We start from the raw sequence: 17,623 nt of genomic DNA, 5'->3' as shown, positions 1-17,623 counted from the left end.
GTCCAGGATGCCGCACTCACGACACCACCCGATCGGGGGACATGGTCAAGTTGCCGGGGGCGCACCGGCCAGCGAACCTGCTCAAGGTTCCAACCGAAAGGGGGACAGTCCTATGGGGGAAACTCCTCGCCGGCTCGCTGCCGCGAGCCTGGCCGCCGCCGCTGTCGCCGCCGTCGTCCTCGCCGCCCATCCGGCCGGCGCCGCGCCCCGCATCGTCGGCGGCAGCCGGGCCAGCACCGAGCAGTACCCGTTCGTGGTGTACCTGACCACCGCCAAGGGCTTCCAGTTCTGTGGCGGCACCCTGGTCGCCCCCCAGAAGGTGGTCACCGCCGCGCACTGCGCGCTCGGCTACCGGCCGGGTGACCTGAAGGTGGTCGCCGGCCGGGACGACAAGCTCAGCCAGGCCGGGGTGGTGGCCACGGTGAGCGGGATCTGGGTTCATCCGAGCTACGTCAACGTCCGGTCCGGGTCGGACGTCGCGGTGCTCACCCTGGACCGCCGGCTGCGGCAGCGCGCCGCGCTGGTCGCCGGCGCGGCCGACGCCGCTCTGTACCGGCCGGAGACCCTGGCCACGGTGCTCGGCTGGGGCCGGACCACCGAGGGCGGCTCAGCCTCGCGCTACCTGCTTGCCGCGCAGGTGCCGGTGGTGGCCGACCCGGACTGCGGCAAGGCCTACCAGGACTTCGCCGCGGAGTCGATGGTGTGCGCCGGATACCGGGCCGGCGGCGTGGACACCTGCCAGGGCGACTCCGGCGGCCCGATGGTCGTGGGCCGCACGCTGATCGGCATCTCGTCCTGGGGCGCCGGGTGCGCCCAACCCGGCAAGCCCGGCGTCTACACCCGGGTGTCCCGCTACGCCGCCCTGATCACCGCGCAGCTCCGGCTTTGATATGACAGCACGGTGACCGACCTGCACCGGGCGACCGGCGACCAGTTGACCATCCACCAGCTCTACGCCCTGCTCACCCTGCGGGTGAACGTGTTCGTGGTGGAGCAGGCCAGCCCGTATCCCGACCTGGACGGCCGTGACCTGCTGCCCGACACCGTGCACTACTGGTGGCAGCCGGGCTCCGAGCCGGTCGCCTACCTGCGCCTGCTGACCGAGCCGGACGGCGCGCTGCGCATCGGGCGGGTGTGCACGGCGGCCGACGCCCGCGGCACCGGGCTGGGCAGCCGGCTCACCGCCGCCGCGCTGGACGAGATCGGGGACCGGGCCGCCGTGCTGGACGCCCAGGTCCGGGTGCGCGACCTCTACGCGCGGTTCGGTTTCCAGCAGGTGGGGGAGCCGTACGACGACTACGGCGTCGAGCACGTCACGATGCGCCGGGCGGAGCGCAGCGGGTGATCACTTCGATCGCCCGGTCCAGCTCACCGTCGGTGAGGTCGGCGCGGGCGGTCAGCCGCAGTCGCGACACCTGATCGGGCACCGACGGCGGCCGGAAGCAGCCGACCCACACCCCGGCGGCCCGGCAGTCGTCGGCCCAGGCCAGCGCGAGCTCGGGGGACGGCGCGCGGACCGAGATCACCGCGGCGTCCGGCTCGGTGACCGAGAGCCCGGCGGCGCCCAGCCGTTCGGCCAGCGTGGCGGCCACCCGCAGCACCCGGGCCGGCCGGTCCGGCTCGTCCCGCAGCACCTGCAGCGCGGCCAGCGCGGCCGCCGCGCTACCCGGGGCGAGGCCGGTGTCGAAGATGAACGTGCGGGCGGTCTCCACCAGGTGCCGGATCACCCGGCGGGGGCCGAGCACCGCACCGCCCTGGGCGCCCAGTGACTTGGACAGGGTCAGCGTGGTGACCACGTCCGGCTCGGCGGACAGCCCGGCGGCGGCCACCGCGCCGCGACCACCCTCGCCGAGCACGCCGAGCCCGTGGGCGTCGTCGGCGACCAGCGCCGCGCCGTGCTCCCGGCAGGCCTTGTGCAGGTCGTCCAGTGGGGCCGCGTCGCCGTCCACGGAGAACACCGCGTCGGTGACCACCAGCGCCCGCTCGTGCCGGCGGGTGGCCAGCGCGTGCGCCACGGCGGCCGGGTCGGCGTGCGCCACCACCGCCACGTCGGCGCGGGAGAGCCGGCAGCCGTCGATCAGCGACGCGTGGATGTAGGCGTCGGTGACCACGGCGCTGTCCCGGCCGGACAGCGCGGTGACGGCGGCCAGGTTGGCCGCGAACCCGGAGGAGAACACCAGCGCGGCGGGTGCGCCGCAGAACCGGGCCAGTTCGTGCTCCAACTCGCTGTGCAGATCGGTGCTGCCGGTCACCAGGCGGGAGCCGGTGGACCCGGCGCCCCAACGCAGCGTGGCCGCCGCCGCCGCTCCGCTGACCCGTTTGTCGCGGGCCAGCCCCAGATAGTCGTTGCCGGCGAGATCCAGCAGATCGGAGTCCGACCGCCGGGGCCGCAGCCGCCGGGTCAACCCCGCGTGGGCCCGCTCATCGGCCCGAACGTCCAGCCAGTCGAACACGCGGGTCGGGTCAAGGCTCATGCCCGGCAGTCTCGCAGCCGGGTCTCGGAACGTGCTTTAGGCCCCGTGGACCCCGGCGGCAATGGACCTTCTGCCCAATCTCGTACCGGCCCGGATGTGGCCCCGCACAACGTGCTGAACCGGCCGGTAACAGTTCGGTCCGTTGCTTGCCCGGTCTCACCAGCAGCAGCTACGGTCCGTGTCTGGCGTGAGCCCGGTCACGCCGGACTTGCCCGATTGCCTGGTAAGGCTCAGCGCGGAGAGGCAATGGCAGCAACGATGCAACCGGCGGAATCCGATGCCTCCCCACTCCTGTCCGTCAACAACCTCGAGGTCGTCTACGACGACGTCATCCATGTGCTGAAGGGCGTCAGCCTGGATGTGCCGGAAGGCAAGATCGTCGCGCTGCTGGGGGCGAACGGAGCTGGCAAGACCACCCTGCTGCGTGCGTTATCCGGCCTGCTCGACGTGCACGACGGTGAGGTGACCAAGGGGTCGGTGCACTTCGCCGGGCGGCCGGTGCACCACCTGCCGCCCACGAAGATCGCGTCGATGGGGATCAAGCAGGTGCTGGAGGGCCGGCGGATCTTCGCCGAGCTGACCGTCGAGGAGAACCTGCGGGTGGGCGGGCACGTCGCGCCGCGCTCGATCAAGACCAACATGGAGCGGGTCTTCGGCCTGTTCCCGGTGCTCGCCGAGCGCCGCAGACGCACGGCGGGCTACCTGTCCGGCGGCGAGCAGCAGATGCTCGCCATGGGCCGGGCGCTGATGTCCGAGCCGCGCTGCCTGCTGCTCGACGAGCCGAGCCTGGGCCTCGCGCCGCTGATCGTGCAGCAGATCCGGGACCTGATCGTGGAGATCAACGCCAGCGGCACGACCGTGCTCCTGGTCGAGCAGAACGCCGCGATGGCGCTGGCGATCTCCGAGCACGGCTACGTGATGGAGAACGGCAAGATCGTCATGGACAAACCGTCCAAGGAACTGCTCGACGACTCCGACGTGCGCGAGTTCTACCTGGGGTTGGGCGCGGAGGGGGCCACCAAGTCGTTCCGCGAGGTCAAGCACTACAAGCGGCGCAAGAGGTGGTTGTCGTGACCCTGACCGAGCCGGTCGAGACGAAGCCCGCCGTCGACGTGCCGGTGCTGGTCTTCGACGACGTGCGGCTGTCCTTCGCCGGGGTCAAGGCGATCGACGGCGTGTCGTTCACGGTTCGTCCCGGTGAGCTGTTCGCGATCATCGGCCCGAACGGCGCCGGCAAGACCTCGATCTTCAACGTGCTGTCCGGGGTGTACCGGCCGCAGTCCGGCCGGGTCCGGTTCGACGGCACCGAGCTGATCGGCCGGCGCCCGCACGTGATCGCCCAGCTGGGCATCGCCCGCACCTTCCAGAACATCGAGCTGTTCGCCAACCTCACCGTGGTGGACAACCTGATGCTCGGCCGCCACCAGCACCACACCTACGGGGTGCTGGCCTCGCTGGCCTGGCTGGGCCCGGCGCGGCGCAGCGAGCAGGCCAACCGGGCCGCGGTCGAGGACATCATCGACTTCCTGGAACTCGAGCAGTGGCGCCGGTTTCCGGTGGGCCTGCTGCCCTACGGCGTGCAGAAGCGGGTCGAGCTCGGCCGGGCACTGGCCATGGAGCCGAAGCTGCTCCTGCTGGACGAGCCGGTGGCCGGGATGAACCTCGAGGAGACCGAGGACATGGCCCGCTACATCCTCGACGTGCGGGACGAGCTGGGCATCCCGCTGATCATGGTCGAGCACGACATGGGCCTGGTGATGGATCTGGCCGACCGGGTCACGGTCGTCGACTTCGGCCGGCAGATCTGCACCGGAACCCCGCACGAGGTGCAGGAGAACCCGGACGTCATCCGTGCCTATCTGGGCGAGGAGCACAAGTCCACCGGAGGCGCATTATGACTACGTTGGCGCAGAAGTCCGCCGCCATCACGACCGTCACCGTCGCCAGCCGGGTGCGCGAGCGCGCGGCGCAGATGCCCGACCGGATCGCCTTACGGGAGAAGGACTTCGGCGTCTGGCAGCAGGTGACCTGGGCTGACTACTGGGATCGGGCCGAACTTGTCGGCCATGCCCTGCTGGCGCTGGGTATCGAGCCGGGCGACCGGGTGGCGGTGCACTCGGAGAACCGGCGGGAATGGCTCTACTCCGACATCGGCGCGGTCGCGGTGCGCGCGGTGACCGTCGGGCTCTACCCGACCAACCCCGCGTCCGAGGTCGCCTACCTGCTGTCCCACTCCGGGGCTCGGGTGCTGATCGCCGAGGACCAGGAGCAGGTGGACAAGACCCTCGAGGTGCTCGACCAACTGCCGGACCTGGAGCGGATCGTCTACATCGAGCCGCGCGGCATCCGCAACCGGTACTCCTCGCCGAAACTGATGCCCTGGGAGGACTTCCTGGCGCTCGGCGCGGAGCACCGGGCCGAGCACCCGGGCGCGGTCGAGCAGCGGATGGCCGAGGCCGCCCCGGACGACGTGCTGACCATGGTCTACACCTCGGGCACCACCGGCCCGCCCAAGGGCGCGATGCTCACCGTGTCCAATGTGGAATTCTGCATCAAGGTGCTGGTCGAGGGGGGCGGGTTCACCTCGCCACCGCCGTCCCCGGCCGACGTCACACTGTCCTATCTGCCGCTGTGCCATGTGGCCGAGCGGATCTTCACCACCTGGTTCTCGGCCTGCTCCGGCATCCAGGTGCACTTCGCCGAGTCGATCGACACCGTGCAGGCCAACCTGCACGAGGTGCAGCCGACGATTCTGTTCGGGGTGCCGCGGATCTGGGAGAAGGTGCTCGCCGGGGTCCGGATCCGGATCAGTTCGGCGAGCCGGCTCAAGCGGCTCAACGGCAGGTACTGGCTGAAGGTGGCCGACGGCATCGCCCGGACGCTGGAGCGCACCGGCGGGCGGCACACGGCCGGCAGCCGGCTGCGCTACGCGCTGGGCTGGCTGTTCTTCTACCGCTCGCTGCGTGACCGGATCGGCATGCGCAAGGTGCGCTACGCGGCGTCCGGCGCGGCTCCGATCGCGCCCGAGGTGCTGCGGTTCTTCATGGGCATCGGGATTCCGATGCACGAGGTCTACGGCATGACCGAGAACGCCGCGATCGCCACCTCCAACCGGCCCGGCCGGATCAAGGTCGGCACGGTCGGCGAGCCGCACCCGGACATCGAGTTGCGCATCGACGAGACCACCGGCGAGATCCTGACCCGCCACCCGGGCACGTTCCTCGGCTACTGGCGGGACGAGGAGTCCACCAGGTCGGCCATCGATCCGGATGGCTGGCTGCACACCGGCGATGTCGGCGAGTGGGTGGACGGCACCCACGTGAAGATCACCGACCGGATGAAGGACCTGATCATCACGGCGGGCGGCAAGAACATCGCGCCGTCGGAGATCGAGAACGCGCTCAAGGCCTCCCCGTTCATCAAGGAGGCCATCGTGATCGGCGACCGGCGGTCCTACCTCACCGCGCTGATCGGCATCGAGCTGGAGACGGTCGGGCACTGGGCGCAGGCCCGCAAGCTCGCTTACACCACCTATCGGGACCTTGGTGAGAAGAAAGAGGTTCGTGCCCTGGTGCAGTCCATTGTGGACGACGTGAACCAGCGGTTCGCGTCGGTCGAGCAGATCAAGACGTTCTCCATGCTCCCCAAGGAACTCGACCACGAGGACGGCGAGCTGACCGCGACCCAGAAGGTGAAGCGCTCGGCGATCGCGAAGATGTTCGCCGAGCAGGTCGAGGCGATGTACCGGGCCAGCAAGCGATGAGCGAACTGGTACAGAGCCTGGTGCGCGGGCTGGGCAACGGCTCGGTGTACGCGCTGCTGGCGTTCGGCTTCGTGATCATCTTCAAGTCGATGGGGGTGATCAGCTTCGCCCAGCCGGCGTTCATGCTGGCCGGCGCGGTGATCGTCACCTACCTGGTCACCGGCATGAACTTCTTCGTCGCGGTGCTGGTGGCGGCGGTACTGGTCGCGCTGCTCGGCATGGGCGTGGAGCGGGCCGTGCTGCGGCCGATGATCGGCAAACCGGTGTTCGTCATCTCGATCATCACGCTCGGTGTCGACGTGGTGATCAGAGTCGTGGTCAACGCCTACATCGGACTGGACGTGCGGCCGCTGCACGATCCCTGGCAGTTGGACACGGTGAACCTGTTCGGCACCGAGGTGCAGGAACGCTACCTGGCCATGTTCATCACCACGATGGTGCTGGTGGCGATCCTGTTCGTGTTCTTCCGTTACTCCCGAATGGGTCTGGCCATGCGGGCGGCGGCGTTCGACCAGGAGGTGGCGCTGGCCCAAGGGGTTTCGGTGGGCTCGGTGTTCTCGTTGTCCTGGGCGATCGCCGGCGCGCTGGCCGCCGTGGCCGGGGTGTTCGTCTCCACCGGCGCCGGTGTGGACCAGCAGCTGTGGATCATCGCGCTGAAGGCGCTGCCGGTGATCATCCTGGGCGGGCTGGACTCGCTGGGCGGCGCGGTGGTCGCCGGGCTGATCGTCGGGGTGATCGAGTCGCTGGTCGGCACCTACGGCTCCGGCATCGCACCGTGGCTGGGCGGCGAGTTCGCGCTGGTCACGCCGTACCTGGTGATGATGATCGTGCTGATGGTGCGGCCCTACGGGCTGTTCGGAACCCGTGAGGTGGTACGGATATGACAGGCACCCGCCTGCGCGGCCGGCCCGAGCTCTACACCTCCTACAAGCAGGACATGGCCCTGCTCAACACCAGCGGCAAGCGGGTCTTCGTCGTGGCGCTGCTGGCGGTGTCGCTGGTGATGCCGTTCTCGGTCGACGACGACATCCTGCAGTTGCTGGCCACCGCGTGCGTTGTCGCGATCGGCGCGATCGGGCTGAACATCGTCACCGGCTATGCCGGGCAGGTCTCGCTGGGGCACGCGTTCTTCGCCGCCATCGGCGCCTACACCGCCGCGGTGCTCTCCGGCGACCCGGACGGGCGGGTGCTGGGCTTCGGCGTCACCGAGATGCCGGTGTGGCTGCTGGCCGCGGGTCTGGTGGCCGGCGGGTTCGGTGCGCTGGTGGCCCCGCTCGCGGTCCGGTTGCGCGGGCTGTACCTGGCCATCGTGACCCTGGGTCTGGTCTTCATCGGCCAGTGGGTGTTCCGCGAGTGGGACGAGGTGGCCGGCCCGCCGGACATCGGCCGGCCGGCGCCGATCCCGACGTTGTTCGGCGTCCGGATCGACGTGGACGGCGAGTTCTTCACCCGGGTGCAGAAGCTCTACTGGATGATGCTGGTACTGCTGGTGATCTTCGCGGTGCTCGCGCGGAACCTGGTGCGCTCGCGCACCGGCCGGGCGTTCGCCGCGATCCGGGACCGGGACATCGCCGCCGCCGTGATCGGCGTGAACCTGGCCCGGTACAAGATGATCGCCTTCGCGATCTCGTCGTTCTACGCCGGGGTGGCCGGGGCGCTGCTGTACGTGATTCCGCAGACGTTCACACCGGGCAACTTCAACCTGCTGATGTCGGTCCAGTTCATCGCCATGATCCTGATCGGCGGGGTGGCCACGATCTCCGGGTCGATCATGGGGGCACTGTTCATCACCCTGCTGCCCCGCATCACCAGCGAACTGCCGGCCGTGCTGCCGTTCATCAGCGACAGCGCGACGGGTGGGGGAATCACCGTGGTACAGGTCGAGGCGATCCTGTATGGCCTGCTGATCATCGGGTTCCTGCTCTTCGAGCCGAGAGGCCTGTACGGAATATGGGTTCGAATTCGCAATTACTGGAAGGCGTGGCCGTTCTCCTACTGAGACGGCCAGGAAGGAGACGTCACATGTCAGTGCGACGCATCGTTGCGGCGCTGGCTGTGCCGCTGGCGGCGACCTTGATGGTCACCGGCTGCCGGGCCCAGGAGTCCACTGCGCCACAGACCGGCAAGGAAGGCAACAAGGTCGACTTCGGGGTGACCAACGAGCCGTGTCCCGAGGCGATCGACAAGAGCAAGGGCTGCATCTACCTGGGCACGCTCTCCGACCTGACCGAAGGCCCGTTCAAGGCACTCGCGGTCCCGATCACCGAGGCGCAGAAGGCGTTCTGGAAGACGGTGAACAAGGACGGCGGCATCGGCGGCTACGAGATCGACGTCACCAAGTACGTCAAGGACAACAAGTACAACCCGCAGATCCAGAACCAGGTGTACCAGGAGATCAAGCCGAACATCCTGGCCATCGCCCAGACCCTCGGTTCCCCCACGACCGCGGCGATCCTGCCCGACCTCAAGACCAGCAACATCGTCGCGGTGCCCGCATCGTGGACGTCCCTGTGGGGCGTCGAGGACGTGGTGCTGGAGTCCGGCACGAACTACTGCATGGAAGCCATGAACTCGGTGGACTATGCGGTGGAGAAGATGAGCGTGAAGACCGTGATGGCCGTGCACCTCGCCGGCGACTACGGTGACGACGCCGCGGCCGGCGCCAAGATCGCCGCCGAGAAGCGCGGAGTGACCTTCACCGACGTGAAGACCGCCAGCGGGCAGGACAACCAGGGTGCGGCGATCGACGCCATCGTGTCGAACAAGCCGGAACTGGTGATCCTGACCAACAGCCCGACCGACGCGGCCGTGATCATCGGTCAGTCGGCGGCGCGCGGCTTCAAGGGCAAGTTCATCGGCACCTCGCCGACCTGGAACCCGGGTCTGCTGCAGAGCGCGGCCGCGCCGGCGATCAAGGCGCTGTACCTGCAGTCCGGGCCGTGGCAGCCGTGGGGTGCGGACACCGCTGGCCACAAGAAGATGCGTGAAGCGCTGGGCAGCGTGCCGCAGAAGAACGACGGCTACACCTCGGGTTGGGTCTGGTCCTACCCGTTGAAGGCGGCACTGACCAAGGCGGCGGAGAACAAGGACCTCACCCGGGCCGGCCTGCTGGCCGCGGTGAAGTCGCTCAAGGAGGTCGACTACGAGGGCATGCTGCCCGAGGGAGCCGGCAACTACTCCGGCGCTCCCAACGACACCGTGTTCCGGCAGAGCGAGATCGCCAAGCCGGACGACGCGGCCGACACCGGCGTCACCGTGATCGAGAAGATGTTCACCGGGCCCACGGCGAAGGACTACAACTTCACCAAGCCCTGCTACCAGTAATCCCGCGTTCATCCGCAGGGCGTCCGGCCGTTCGCCGGGCGCCCTGCGGGCGTTCAGGATGCGTTGAGGAACTCGGTGATCTCGTTGGTGCTGCGGTACTGCCGGGTCGGCAGCCGGAGCAGCTCACCCCTGGTGCGGACGTCCGCGCCGTAGAGTTCCGCCTGGGTCAGGATCTGCCATTTGGCTGCGGGGAACCGGAGGCCGTCGAGAACCTGGAGAAGGGCCCGCTCCTGGTCAACATGCATGCGAAACGTGTTCCCGCTCACAGCCGGGGCAAACGGCACGGAGCGTAGTAGTTCGGCGCAGCACGTTTTACCTGTGTCGTTGCCGGCAATCTTGTTGCTATGCCAAGGCTGCGGGTGCTGGTGTTCCGGACCGACGAGCGGTGGCTGGACGCGTTCACCCGGGGCGGGCACGACTATCTGGTGCCGGCCGGCCCAGGGCACCACGCCCTGCCGGGGGCGGCGAGGGCGGTGCCACCGGAGGGGCTGGCCGACGCCGGCGTGGACGTCGCCGTGCTGCAGCGCCCCGAAGAACTGGAGCTGGTGACCCGCTGGCTGGGGCGCTGCCCGGGCCGGGACCTGCCGGCGATCTACGTCGAGCACCGGGCGCCGGCCGGAGCCGTCCCGGACAGCCGCCACCCGCTGGCCGACCGGCACGACATCTGCCTGGTGCACGTGGCGCACTTCAACGAGCTGATGTGGGACGCCGGCACCACGCCGACCACGGTGATCGAGCCCGGGATCCCGGATCCCGGCGAGCTGTACTCCGGCGAGCTGGCGCGCGCGGCGGTGCTGCTGGAGTGGCCGTTGAAGCGGCCCAGGATGAGCGGAACCGACCTGCTCCCGCGGTTCGCCGAGGGAGCCGAGCTCGATGTGTTCGGCACCGGCCTGGCCGGCCTCAACGCCGCGCTGAACCTCGGCGAGCACCGGCTCTACACGGTCTGCGGCCAGACCGGCCGGCAGCTGCACGAGGCGATGGCCCGGCGCCGGGTGTACCTGCAACCGGCCCGCTGGACCGCGCCGGACCTGGCGCTGGTCGAGGCGATGCAGCTGGGCATGCCGGTGGTGGGGCTGGCCACCACGGAGACGGCCCGGATGGTGCCGCCCGAGGCCGGCCTGGTCTCCACCGCGATCGACGAGGTGACGGCGGCTCTGCGCGAGCTGGTCGGTGACCGGGCGATGGCCCGCCAGCAGGGCAAGCAGGCCCGGGAGTACGCGCTGACCCGCTACGGCCTGGAGCCGTTCCTACGGCGCTGGGACGACCTGCTGCGGCACACCGCTCGCTGAGCCGGCGAGTGGAACTGATGTTCACTCGTCTGGTTGGTTCGCGCTGAAACCGGGTATCCCCTGAGGCATCCTTGGTTCCGTCGAGGGAGGAGCCCACGATGCATCACAGCACCCAGATGGTGAGCCCGGGCATCGAGCCCATTCCGCTGCCGGACCAGACCGAGCTGATCGGCGGCCGCGCCGACAGTTGGGTCGTCCTGCTCGAGCCCGTGCGGGACGACGAGCAGTACGAGCCCACGATCGTCCGCGGCAGAGAGTGAGCTCGGGCCCCGCCTGAGCCTCATAGCGACGACGGCACGCGGCACCGGTGCCGCGGGTCAGGGCACCTTCTTCGCCCGACTGGGGGCGACTCTGGGGGGTTCGTTGGGCATCTTGGGGTAGACCGGCGGCCAGGGGGCGTCCATCAGCCCGTCGGCCATGTCCCGCTCGTGCATCGCCAGCAACGGTTCGATCGACTGCGGATCCGCGCCCGCGTCCGCCCAGGGGTCGCCGGTCGCCGCGACCCGGGCCGGGACCGTGGCGATGGTGAGCTCGCGCGGTTCGATCGAGGCCAACTCGTCCCAGGCGAACGGGGTGGACACCTGGGCATGCGCGTTGGCCCGCACGCTCCACGCTCCGAACACCGTCTTGTGCGGCGCGTTCTGGTTGTAGTCGACGAAGACCCGGCTGCCGCGCTCCTCCTTCCACCAGGCCGCGGTGATCAGGTCGGGCCGCCGCCGCTCCAGCTCCCGGGCCATCGCCACGCCCGCGGCCCGCACCTGGTAGCTGTCCCAGCGCGGCTGCAGCCGCGCGTAGACGTGGATGCCGCGGTTGCCGGTGGTCTTGGGCCGGCTGACGATGCCCAGTTCCTCGAACAGCGCCCGGGTCTCCGCAGCGGCCTCCTGGATCATCGGGAACGTGACGCCCGGGCTCGGGTCCAGATCCATCCGCAGCTCGTCGGCGTGCTCGGGGTCGGCGGCGGTGTGCGGCCACACGTGGAAGCCGAGGCAGCCCATGTTCACCGCCCACAGCACGTGCGCGAGGTCGACCGCGACCAGCGCGTCGGCGGTGGTGCCGTTGGGGGTGGACACCCGGGTCGTGGTCAGCCAGGGGTCGGCCTTGGTCGGTGCGACCCGCTTCTGGAAGAACGACGGCCCGCCAGCGCCGCCGGGGAACCGCTGCAGCAGTACCGGTCGCCCGCCCATCGCGGCCATCAGCGGGCGCTCCACGGCCAGGTAGTAGCGCGCCAGGTCGAGCTTGGTCTCGCCGCGCTCCGGGAAGACCACCCGGTCCGGGCTGGTGATCCGCACCTGGTGGTCGGCTACCTCGAGCACCTCTGCGTCGTCCGTCTTGGCCACGGCACGACGGTACTGGGTTTCGGACCGCGGCTACGGCTTGCGCGCCACCCCGGCGTAGAAGGCGTCGACGGCCGGGTCCTTGGCCACGTCGTCGCCGCGCTCCGGCCGCCACTGCGACGTGGACACCAGCCCCGGTTCCACCAGTTCGAAGTCGCCCAGGAACGTCATGATCTCGGCGCGGTTGCGGGCGTAGACCTCGATCTGGCCGCGGGTGGCCTCCTCGGCGCGGCGGCTGCGCTGGGTGGCGAAGTCCTCGGTCCAGTGGGTGATCGCCAGGTAGCTGCCGGGCACCAGCGCGTCCCGGTAGGTGGCGAACACCCGCTCCGGCTCGCGCTCCGGGCCGACGTGGTGCCCGATGGTGATCGCCAGCAGGCCGACCGGCTTGGTGAAGTCCAGCGTGCGGGTGGTCTCCGGGGCGTGCAGCACCCGTTGCGGCTCGGTGATGTCGGCCTGCAGCATGACCGCCCGCTCGTTGCCCTCCAGCACGAGTTGGCTGTGCGCCACGGCGACCGCCTCGTTGTCCACGTAGACGATCCGGCAGGACGGGTCGGCCTGCTGGGCGATCTCGTGCACGTTGCCGACGGTGGGGATGCCGGAGCCCAGATCGAGGAACTGGCGCACCCCGGCGCCGACCATGAACAGCACCGCCCGGCGCAGGAAGGCCCGGTTCATGATCGCTATTCGGCGTACCTCGGGCTGCACCGCCAGGAGTTTCTCGACCAGCACGCGGTCGGCCTCCAGGTTGTGGCCGCCGCCGAGGAGATAGTCGTACATTCGGGCCGTACTGGGCTTGCCGATGTCGACCGAGTCGGGGATCCAGTCCGTCTGCTGCCTCGTCACAGCGCACCTGCGTTCGTTCGACCAAGCTGTTGTCGGGAGAGTACTCAGAGAAACCGGCATGGGGGAACAGAATCACCCGACTGGACGAATGATTCGAACTTGCGTTCTACGGAGTGATAGACTGGCGGTGTGCTGACCGGGGGAGTGACCAAGCTGTACCAGCCCTGGCCCACACCCGTGCGGGCCGCCTGTTTCCACGATGCCGCAACGCTTCCTGAGATCGAGCGATGGGTCGGCGAGCTGCGCGACGATGGCCGGGTCGGGCCCGGCACCCATCTCACGGTGCAGCGACGCGGCGGTGCCCTGATCGGAGTACTGCACGACCAATCGGGTGATCACGAACTGCTGCCCGGCTCATTCCTCGTGTTCGGCCGCGGCGGCCTGCGCGTCCTCGACGAGCGAACCTTCTTCCGCCTATACCGCGAGCACTAGCTGTACCGCCTCTCCGGAATTTTGTGCGGTCGTTGCGTCCCGGCGGATGGTGCGGGTAGCGGGTGGGTTGTGGCTGGGTGCCGTCACGGGCTGTGCCGCCTCTCCGGAATTTTGTGCGGTCGTTGCGTTCTGGCGGATGGTGCGGGTAGCGGGTGGATTGTGGCTGGGTGCCGTCACGGTCCCCTGAGGTAACTGTTGGCTGGGGCGGCTGTGCCGCCTCTCCGGGGTTTGTGTGGTTGTTGGGTTCCGGCGGTTGGTGCGGGTACCGGTTGGGTTGTGGCTGGGTGCCGGCACGGTCCCCTGAGGTAGCTGATGGCGGGCGCGGCTAGGCCGCCTCTCCGGGTTGTTGCGTTCCGGCGGGCGGTGCGGGTAGCGATTGGGGTGGCGTCACGGGCTGTGCCGCTCTCCGGGTTTGGGTGGTCGTTGGTTCCGGCGGGTGGGGGGTGGGGTCGGGGTCCGCTGGGGTTGCTGATGGTTGGGTGCGGACGTTGCGGCGGGGGTGGGCGGTTACCTGGGGCGATCGGTCTGGTGCGGGGGGTGGTCGGGTCTTGGGTGGGCGGCCAATCAATTTGGGTGGCTGGCCAATCAAATTCGGCTGCCGGAAGTCCTTTATAACGGCTTCATCTCAAATAAATCTGGCGGCAACCCCGAAAGGGTGTCACACCAACGGAGTTTGATCGCGACACGCCGTGCTACCAGGGCGGATGCTGAAAACACGACCCGGTGAACCTTCACTCAGAAGTGTGAGTAATCTTCGCCCAACCATTGCGTCGTCGGCCTCTGCGGGACCACGGAGGCCGCCGTCGCGTTGTCGGGTTCGCAGCAGCACGGAGGAACAATGGCAACCACCTCGGCCCCCCGTACCTGGGCCGCAGTCACCCGCAGAGCGCTCGCCGTCACCGGCGCCGCGACCGTCGCCCTTGTCGCCTTAGCCCTGCCCGCGAGCGCGCACACCCCTAAGTGGAGCGCCGGCTGCGACGCGGAGAAGAAGACCGCGTTCGTCACGGTCGACCTGAAGAACTACAGCGTGCCGAAGGACTCCAGCCCGACCAAGGTCAACAGCGCCGTGCTGACCGACGGCACCAAGGTGCTCATCAACGACCCGAACTTCGGCCGAGAGCTCACCACGACCATCGAACTGGACCCCACGGTGACGCACAACCTGCACCTGGTGGTCACTGCGTACAACAACAACCCCGAGAAGGGCCAGAACTACAACCTCGACGACACCAAGGTCGTCGAGGCCTGTGTCGAGAAGGCGCAGCCGCCGGCCGAGCAGCCCCCCGCGGAGCAGCCCCCGGCCGCGCAGCCTCCGGCTGAGACCCCGCCGGCCCCGGCCACCACGACCACCGCTGCGGTCGGCGTGAACGCCAACCTGGCGGAGACCGGTGCGAGCATCGCGCTGCCGATCGGGATCGGGGCCGTGCTGCTGCTCGGTGGCGCCGGCCTGCTGCTGGTGCTGCGCCGGCGCGACCGGTCCGGCAAGGCCTGACCGAGCAGTAAAGACCAACGCCGCGAGGCGGGTGTGCAGCCCGTCTCGCGGCGTTTTTCATTGCGCCGGTAGGGTTTTCGGGTGCGTCGAAACATTCTGATCACCGGAGCCAGCTCCGGGCTCGGCGAGGAGATGGCCCGCCAGTTCGCCGCGCGAGGCCGCAACCTCGCGCTGTGCGCCCGGCGCACCGACCGGCTCGAGGCGCTGCGCGACGAGTTGCGCGCCGCCCACCCGGACAGCACGGTCTCGGTGCGCCCGCTCGACGTCAACGACCACGACGCCGTGTTCGAGGTCTTCCGGGCGTTCGCCGCCGAACTGGGCGGCATCGACCGGGTGATCGTCAACGCCGGGATCGGCAAGGGCGCGCCGATCGGCACCGGCCGGTTCGACGCCAACCGGGACACCGCCCAGACCAACTTCGTCGCCGCGCTGGCCCAGTGCGAGGCCGCCATGGCGCACTTCCGCGCCCGGGGCGCCGGCCACCTCGTGGTGATCTCCTCGGTCAGCGCCGTACGCGGGATGCCGCGCAACGTCACCACCTATGCCGCCACCAAGGCCGCGCTTTCGACGCTGGCCGAAGGCATCCGGGTGGAGACCGTGGGCACGCCGATCAAGGTGAGCACGATCCTGCCCGGCTACATCCGCAGTGAGATCAACGCCGGGCAGCGGGCGCTTGCGATGGTGGACACCGCGACCGGCGTGCGGTCGATCGTGCGCGCGATCGAACGGGAGCCGGCCACCGCCTACGTGCCACCGTGGCCGTGGCGGGTGCTCGGGCCGGTGCTGCGGATCATGCCGCGCCGGGTGCTGGCCCGCGCCGTGCGGTGAGCTCAGCCGGCGTCGCGCAGCGGCTTCTCGTCCTCGTCCTCGGACACCGGCTCGACGGCCGGGCGCGGGTCGAGCAGCCTGCGGGCCCGTAACGCGATCTCCATCGTCAGGCGCTCGTCCGGGTCGGCCAGCCGGTCGCCGAGCAGTTCCTCGATCTGGTGCATGCGGTAGCGCACGGTCTGCGGGTGGATGTCCAGCCGGGTGGCCATCTCGTTGACGCCGCCCCGGGTTTCCAGCCAGGCCAACAGGGTGCTGGCCAGCCGCTCCCGCTGCTTGACCCGCAGGCCGTCGAACGGGGCCATGGTCCGGGCGGTGAGCTGGCCGATCAGGAACTCGTCGGACAGCAGCGCCAGCGTCGACAGGTGTTCCTCGCACCAGGTGACCGGGCTGTCCGGCAGCACGCCGCGCTGCACGAACCCCAGGGCCCGCCGGGCGACGGTCAGCGAGCGGCGGGCCTCGGTCAGCGGCACCGTCGGTCCCACCGCGGCGCGTTGCCCGTGCAGCTCGCCGTCCAGCCGGCGCAGGTTCCGGCGCGGGTCGGCGACGATCAGGCACGGCTCGCCGCTCTCCAGGTCGACCAGTACCTCCCGGCCCAGCGAGATCGCCGGACGGCGGTGCTGGTCGTCGAAGAACTCCAGCGCGACCACGGCCACCTGCTCGGGCAGCGACCAGTCGGTGCTGGCGGCGAGGTCGACCAACTGCTGCCGGCCGGCCCTCGGCTCGGCGAGGATGAGCTTGAGCAGTTGCTTGCGCCGGCGCTCGAGCGCGCCGCTGGCATGCGCCTGGGCCTCGGTGTAGCCCTCGATCGCCACCGTGCTCAGCTCGTCCACCCAGGCGAAGATCGCGTCGGCGACGGTGAACAGCAGGTCGGTGGACACGCCCATCCGCCGGCCCATGACGCTGATGTGCCGCCAGGCCACCCGGGCCCCGATCCGCACCGCGGTCTGCAGCGAGTCCATGGTGCGGCCCTCCATGAACTCGACCTTGCCGCTGTACCGGAAGACCGCCTTCCAGTCGGCCTGTTCCGCGTCCGGGTTGCAGATCTGGTCGAAGCACTTGGCCACGGCCATCTCGACCGCGCCGACCAGGACCTCGCGGAACTTCCCGCGCAGCGGCTGGTTGTAGGCGGGCACGTTGCGCTGGATCTCCCGGATCGCGTCCTGAATCATCACGCCGCTCATCGGGCGCAGGCGTTCGGCGAGTTCCTTGGGGATCGACGACCAGATCGGCGCGGCCGGGCTCATCTCGGTACTGACGGCCGCGTGGCCGCCGGGCCGGCGGGCCGGCCGGTGCGGGCCCGCGACGGAGGCGAAGCCGGTCGTTCCGCTATTCCGTTCCGTCGTCATGACCCGCCACCTCGATGTGACAACTAACGCTGTTCACGCGCCATCCGCCGGCAACGACTTTGCTCAGCAGACGATAGAATCGTCCCGATCATGTGTCAAACAAACGGTAGTTGCCGCGATGAAGTTGTCACCCAACCGGACGGACCGCCGATGATTTCTGTGGCGTCCGCACGAGGTGTGCCGGGGAAATCATCCAGCCGTGACAACGCGGTTCCGGCGCCGGTTCGGGCGCTTCGCGCACCGCGCGTCACGACAACGGGCCACTTGGTGACACTGGGTGATGATTGTGGTGCGGGTCCGAAAATCCGGCGCGGAACTGTAGCTGGCTGATAAAAAACGCCACACGCCGGGAAATGCGTGCGAAAACCGTACTTACCGGACGTCGTTATTGGTGCCGCGAATACCGGCCGCATCCCGCTCCGGTGTCCACATCAGACGCTGGGACCGCAGCGCGATCTCCAGCTCCAGCCGGGCGGCGGGGTCGTCCAGCCGGGTGCC

The 17,623-nt window shown here is 69.5% G+C and carries 18 protein-coding genes; 13 read left to right on the top strand and 5 right to left on the bottom strand.

Features of this window, described 5'->3' with window-relative positions:
* The first annotated feature begins 112 nt into the window (after positions 1–112).
* Together VFO68_RS20790 and VFO68_RS20785 are read left to right on the top strand one after the other, a co-directional pair.
* Positions 113–889, top strand: coding sequence for a serine protease (locus VFO68_RS20790; protein WP_325160009.1), 777 nt, complete (start codon positions 113–115; stop codon positions 887–889).
* A 12-nt stretch (positions 890–901) separates the two neighbouring features.
* A complete protein-coding gene (locus VFO68_RS20785) occupies positions 902–1,345 on the top strand; it encodes a GNAT family N-acetyltransferase (protein WP_325160008.1) in 444 nt (147 codons plus the stop codon).
* Here the strand turns inward: VFO68_RS20785 and VFO68_RS20780 are convergent.
* Positions 1,314–2,474 carry an 8-amino-7-oxononanoate synthase gene (locus tag VFO68_RS20780; RefSeq protein ID WP_325160007.1) on the bottom strand — a complete coding sequence of 387 codons (1,161 nt, stop codon included), beginning with the start codon at positions 2,472–2,474 and terminating at the stop codon, positions 1,314–1,316. The genes VFO68_RS20785 and VFO68_RS20780 overlap by 32 nt on opposite strands.
* A 246-nt stretch (positions 2,475–2,720) precedes the next feature.
* Between VFO68_RS20780 and VFO68_RS20775 the strand changes: the two genes are divergently transcribed.
* From VFO68_RS20775 to VFO68_RS20750, 6 genes are read left to right on the top strand one after another with little or no spacing between them, the layout of a single operon-like run.
* Complete coding sequence (locus VFO68_RS20775; RefSeq protein ID WP_325160006.1) at positions 2,721–3,548, top strand: ABC transporter ATP-binding protein; 828 nt, start codon at positions 2,721–2,723, stop codon at positions 3,546–3,548.
* Positions 3,545–4,372: an ABC transporter ATP-binding protein gene (locus VFO68_RS20770; RefSeq protein WP_325160005.1), complete on the top strand. Its 828-nt coding sequence runs from the start codon at positions 3,545–3,547 to the stop codon at positions 4,370–4,372. Before VFO68_RS20775 ends, VFO68_RS20770 begins: the two co-directional genes overlap by 4 nt.
* A complete protein-coding gene (locus VFO68_RS20765) occupies positions 4,369–6,237 on the top strand; it encodes an AMP-dependent synthetase/ligase (RefSeq protein WP_325160004.1) in 1,869 nt (622 codons plus the stop codon). Before VFO68_RS20770 ends, VFO68_RS20765 begins: the two co-directional genes overlap by 4 nt.
* A complete protein-coding gene (locus tag VFO68_RS20760) occupies positions 6,234–7,121 on the top strand; it encodes a branched-chain amino acid ABC transporter permease (RefSeq protein WP_325160003.1) in 888 nt (295 codons plus the stop codon). Before VFO68_RS20765 ends, VFO68_RS20760 begins: the two co-directional genes overlap by 4 nt.
* Positions 7,118–8,236: a branched-chain amino acid ABC transporter permease gene (locus tag VFO68_RS20755; protein ID WP_325160002.1), complete on the top strand. Its 1,119-nt coding sequence runs from the start codon at positions 7,118–7,120 to the stop codon at positions 8,234–8,236. The genes VFO68_RS20760 and VFO68_RS20755 overlap by 4 nt, the downstream gene beginning before the upstream one ends.
* Positions 8,237–8,259: 23 nt before the next feature.
* Positions 8,260–9,561, top strand: a complete 1,302-nt coding sequence (locus tag VFO68_RS20750; RefSeq protein WP_325160001.1) for an ABC transporter substrate-binding protein — start codon at positions 8,260–8,262, stop codon at positions 9,559–9,561.
* Positions 9,562–9,614: 53 nt separating this feature from the next.
* On the opposite strand, the gene VFO68_RS20745 is transcribed toward VFO68_RS20750, so the two are convergent.
* Positions 9,615–9,806: a DUF2795 domain-containing protein gene (locus VFO68_RS20745; protein ID WP_325160000.1), complete on the bottom strand. Its 192-nt coding sequence runs from the start codon at positions 9,804–9,806 to the stop codon at positions 9,615–9,617.
* 99 nt (positions 9,807–9,905) lie between these two features.
* On the opposite strand from VFO68_RS20745, the gene VFO68_RS20740 reads away from it, so the two are divergent.
* Both VFO68_RS20740 and VFO68_RS20735 read left to right on the top strand, forming a co-directional pair.
* Entirely contained in the window at positions 9,906–10,850 is a 945-nt protein-coding gene (locus tag VFO68_RS20740; protein ID WP_325159999.1) for a glycosyltransferase, read from the top strand.
* A 98-nt stretch (positions 10,851–10,948) separates the two neighbouring features.
* A complete protein-coding gene (locus tag VFO68_RS20735) occupies positions 10,949–11,110 on the top strand; it encodes a hypothetical protein (RefSeq protein ID WP_325159998.1) in 162 nt (53 codons plus the stop codon).
* A gap of 57 nt (positions 11,111–11,167) precedes the next feature.
* On the opposite strand, the gene ligD is transcribed toward VFO68_RS20735, so the two are convergent.
* On the bottom strand, positions 11,168–12,187 hold the full coding sequence (gene ligD, locus VFO68_RS20730; protein WP_325159997.1) for a non-homologous end-joining DNA ligase: 1,020 nt from the start codon (positions 12,185–12,187) through the stop codon (positions 11,168–11,170).
* A gap of 30 nt (positions 12,188–12,217) precedes the next feature.
* Entirely contained in the window at positions 12,218–13,027 is an 810-nt protein-coding gene (locus tag VFO68_RS20725; RefSeq protein ID WP_325159996.1) for an SAM-dependent methyltransferase, read from the bottom strand.
* A 144-nt stretch (positions 13,028–13,171) separates the two neighbouring features.
* On the opposite strand from VFO68_RS20725, the gene VFO68_RS20720 reads away from it, so the two are divergent.
* The 3 genes from VFO68_RS20720 (at position 13,172) to VFO68_RS20710 (ending at position 15,779) form a co-directional block, all read left to right on the top strand.
* Positions 13,172–13,459, top strand: coding sequence for a hypothetical protein (locus tag VFO68_RS20720; protein WP_325159995.1), 288 nt, complete (start codon positions 13,172–13,174; stop codon positions 13,457–13,459).
* Positions 13,460–14,297: 838 nt separating this feature from the next.
* Positions 14,298–14,951: an LPXTG cell wall anchor domain-containing protein gene (locus VFO68_RS20715; RefSeq protein ID WP_325159994.1), complete on the top strand. Its 654-nt coding sequence runs from the start codon at positions 14,298–14,300 to the stop codon at positions 14,949–14,951.
* Between the two features lie 81 nt (positions 14,952–15,032).
* Positions 15,033–15,779 (top strand): SDR family oxidoreductase, encoded by a 747-nt coding sequence (locus tag VFO68_RS20710; protein ID WP_325159993.1) that lies wholly within the window; start codon positions 15,033–15,035, stop codon positions 15,777–15,779.
* Positions 15,780–15,781: 2 nt separating this feature from the next.
* Here the strand turns inward: VFO68_RS20710 and VFO68_RS20705 are convergent, their stop codons facing one another.
* A complete protein-coding gene (locus tag VFO68_RS20705; protein ID WP_325159992.1) occupies positions 15,782–17,125 on the bottom strand; it encodes a helix-turn-helix domain-containing protein in 1,344 nt (447 codons plus the stop codon).
* Between the last annotated feature and the right edge of the window lie 498 nt (positions 17,126–17,623).

The organism is Actinophytocola sp., assembly GCF_035712165.1.
In the GTDB taxonomy this organism is placed as follows: Bacteria; Actinomycetota; Actinomycetes; order Mycobacteriales; family Pseudonocardiaceae; genus DASYTH01.
The sequence above is the reverse complement of the archived record's forward strand: the minus strand, read 5'-3'. Positions and strand labels throughout refer to the sequence as shown.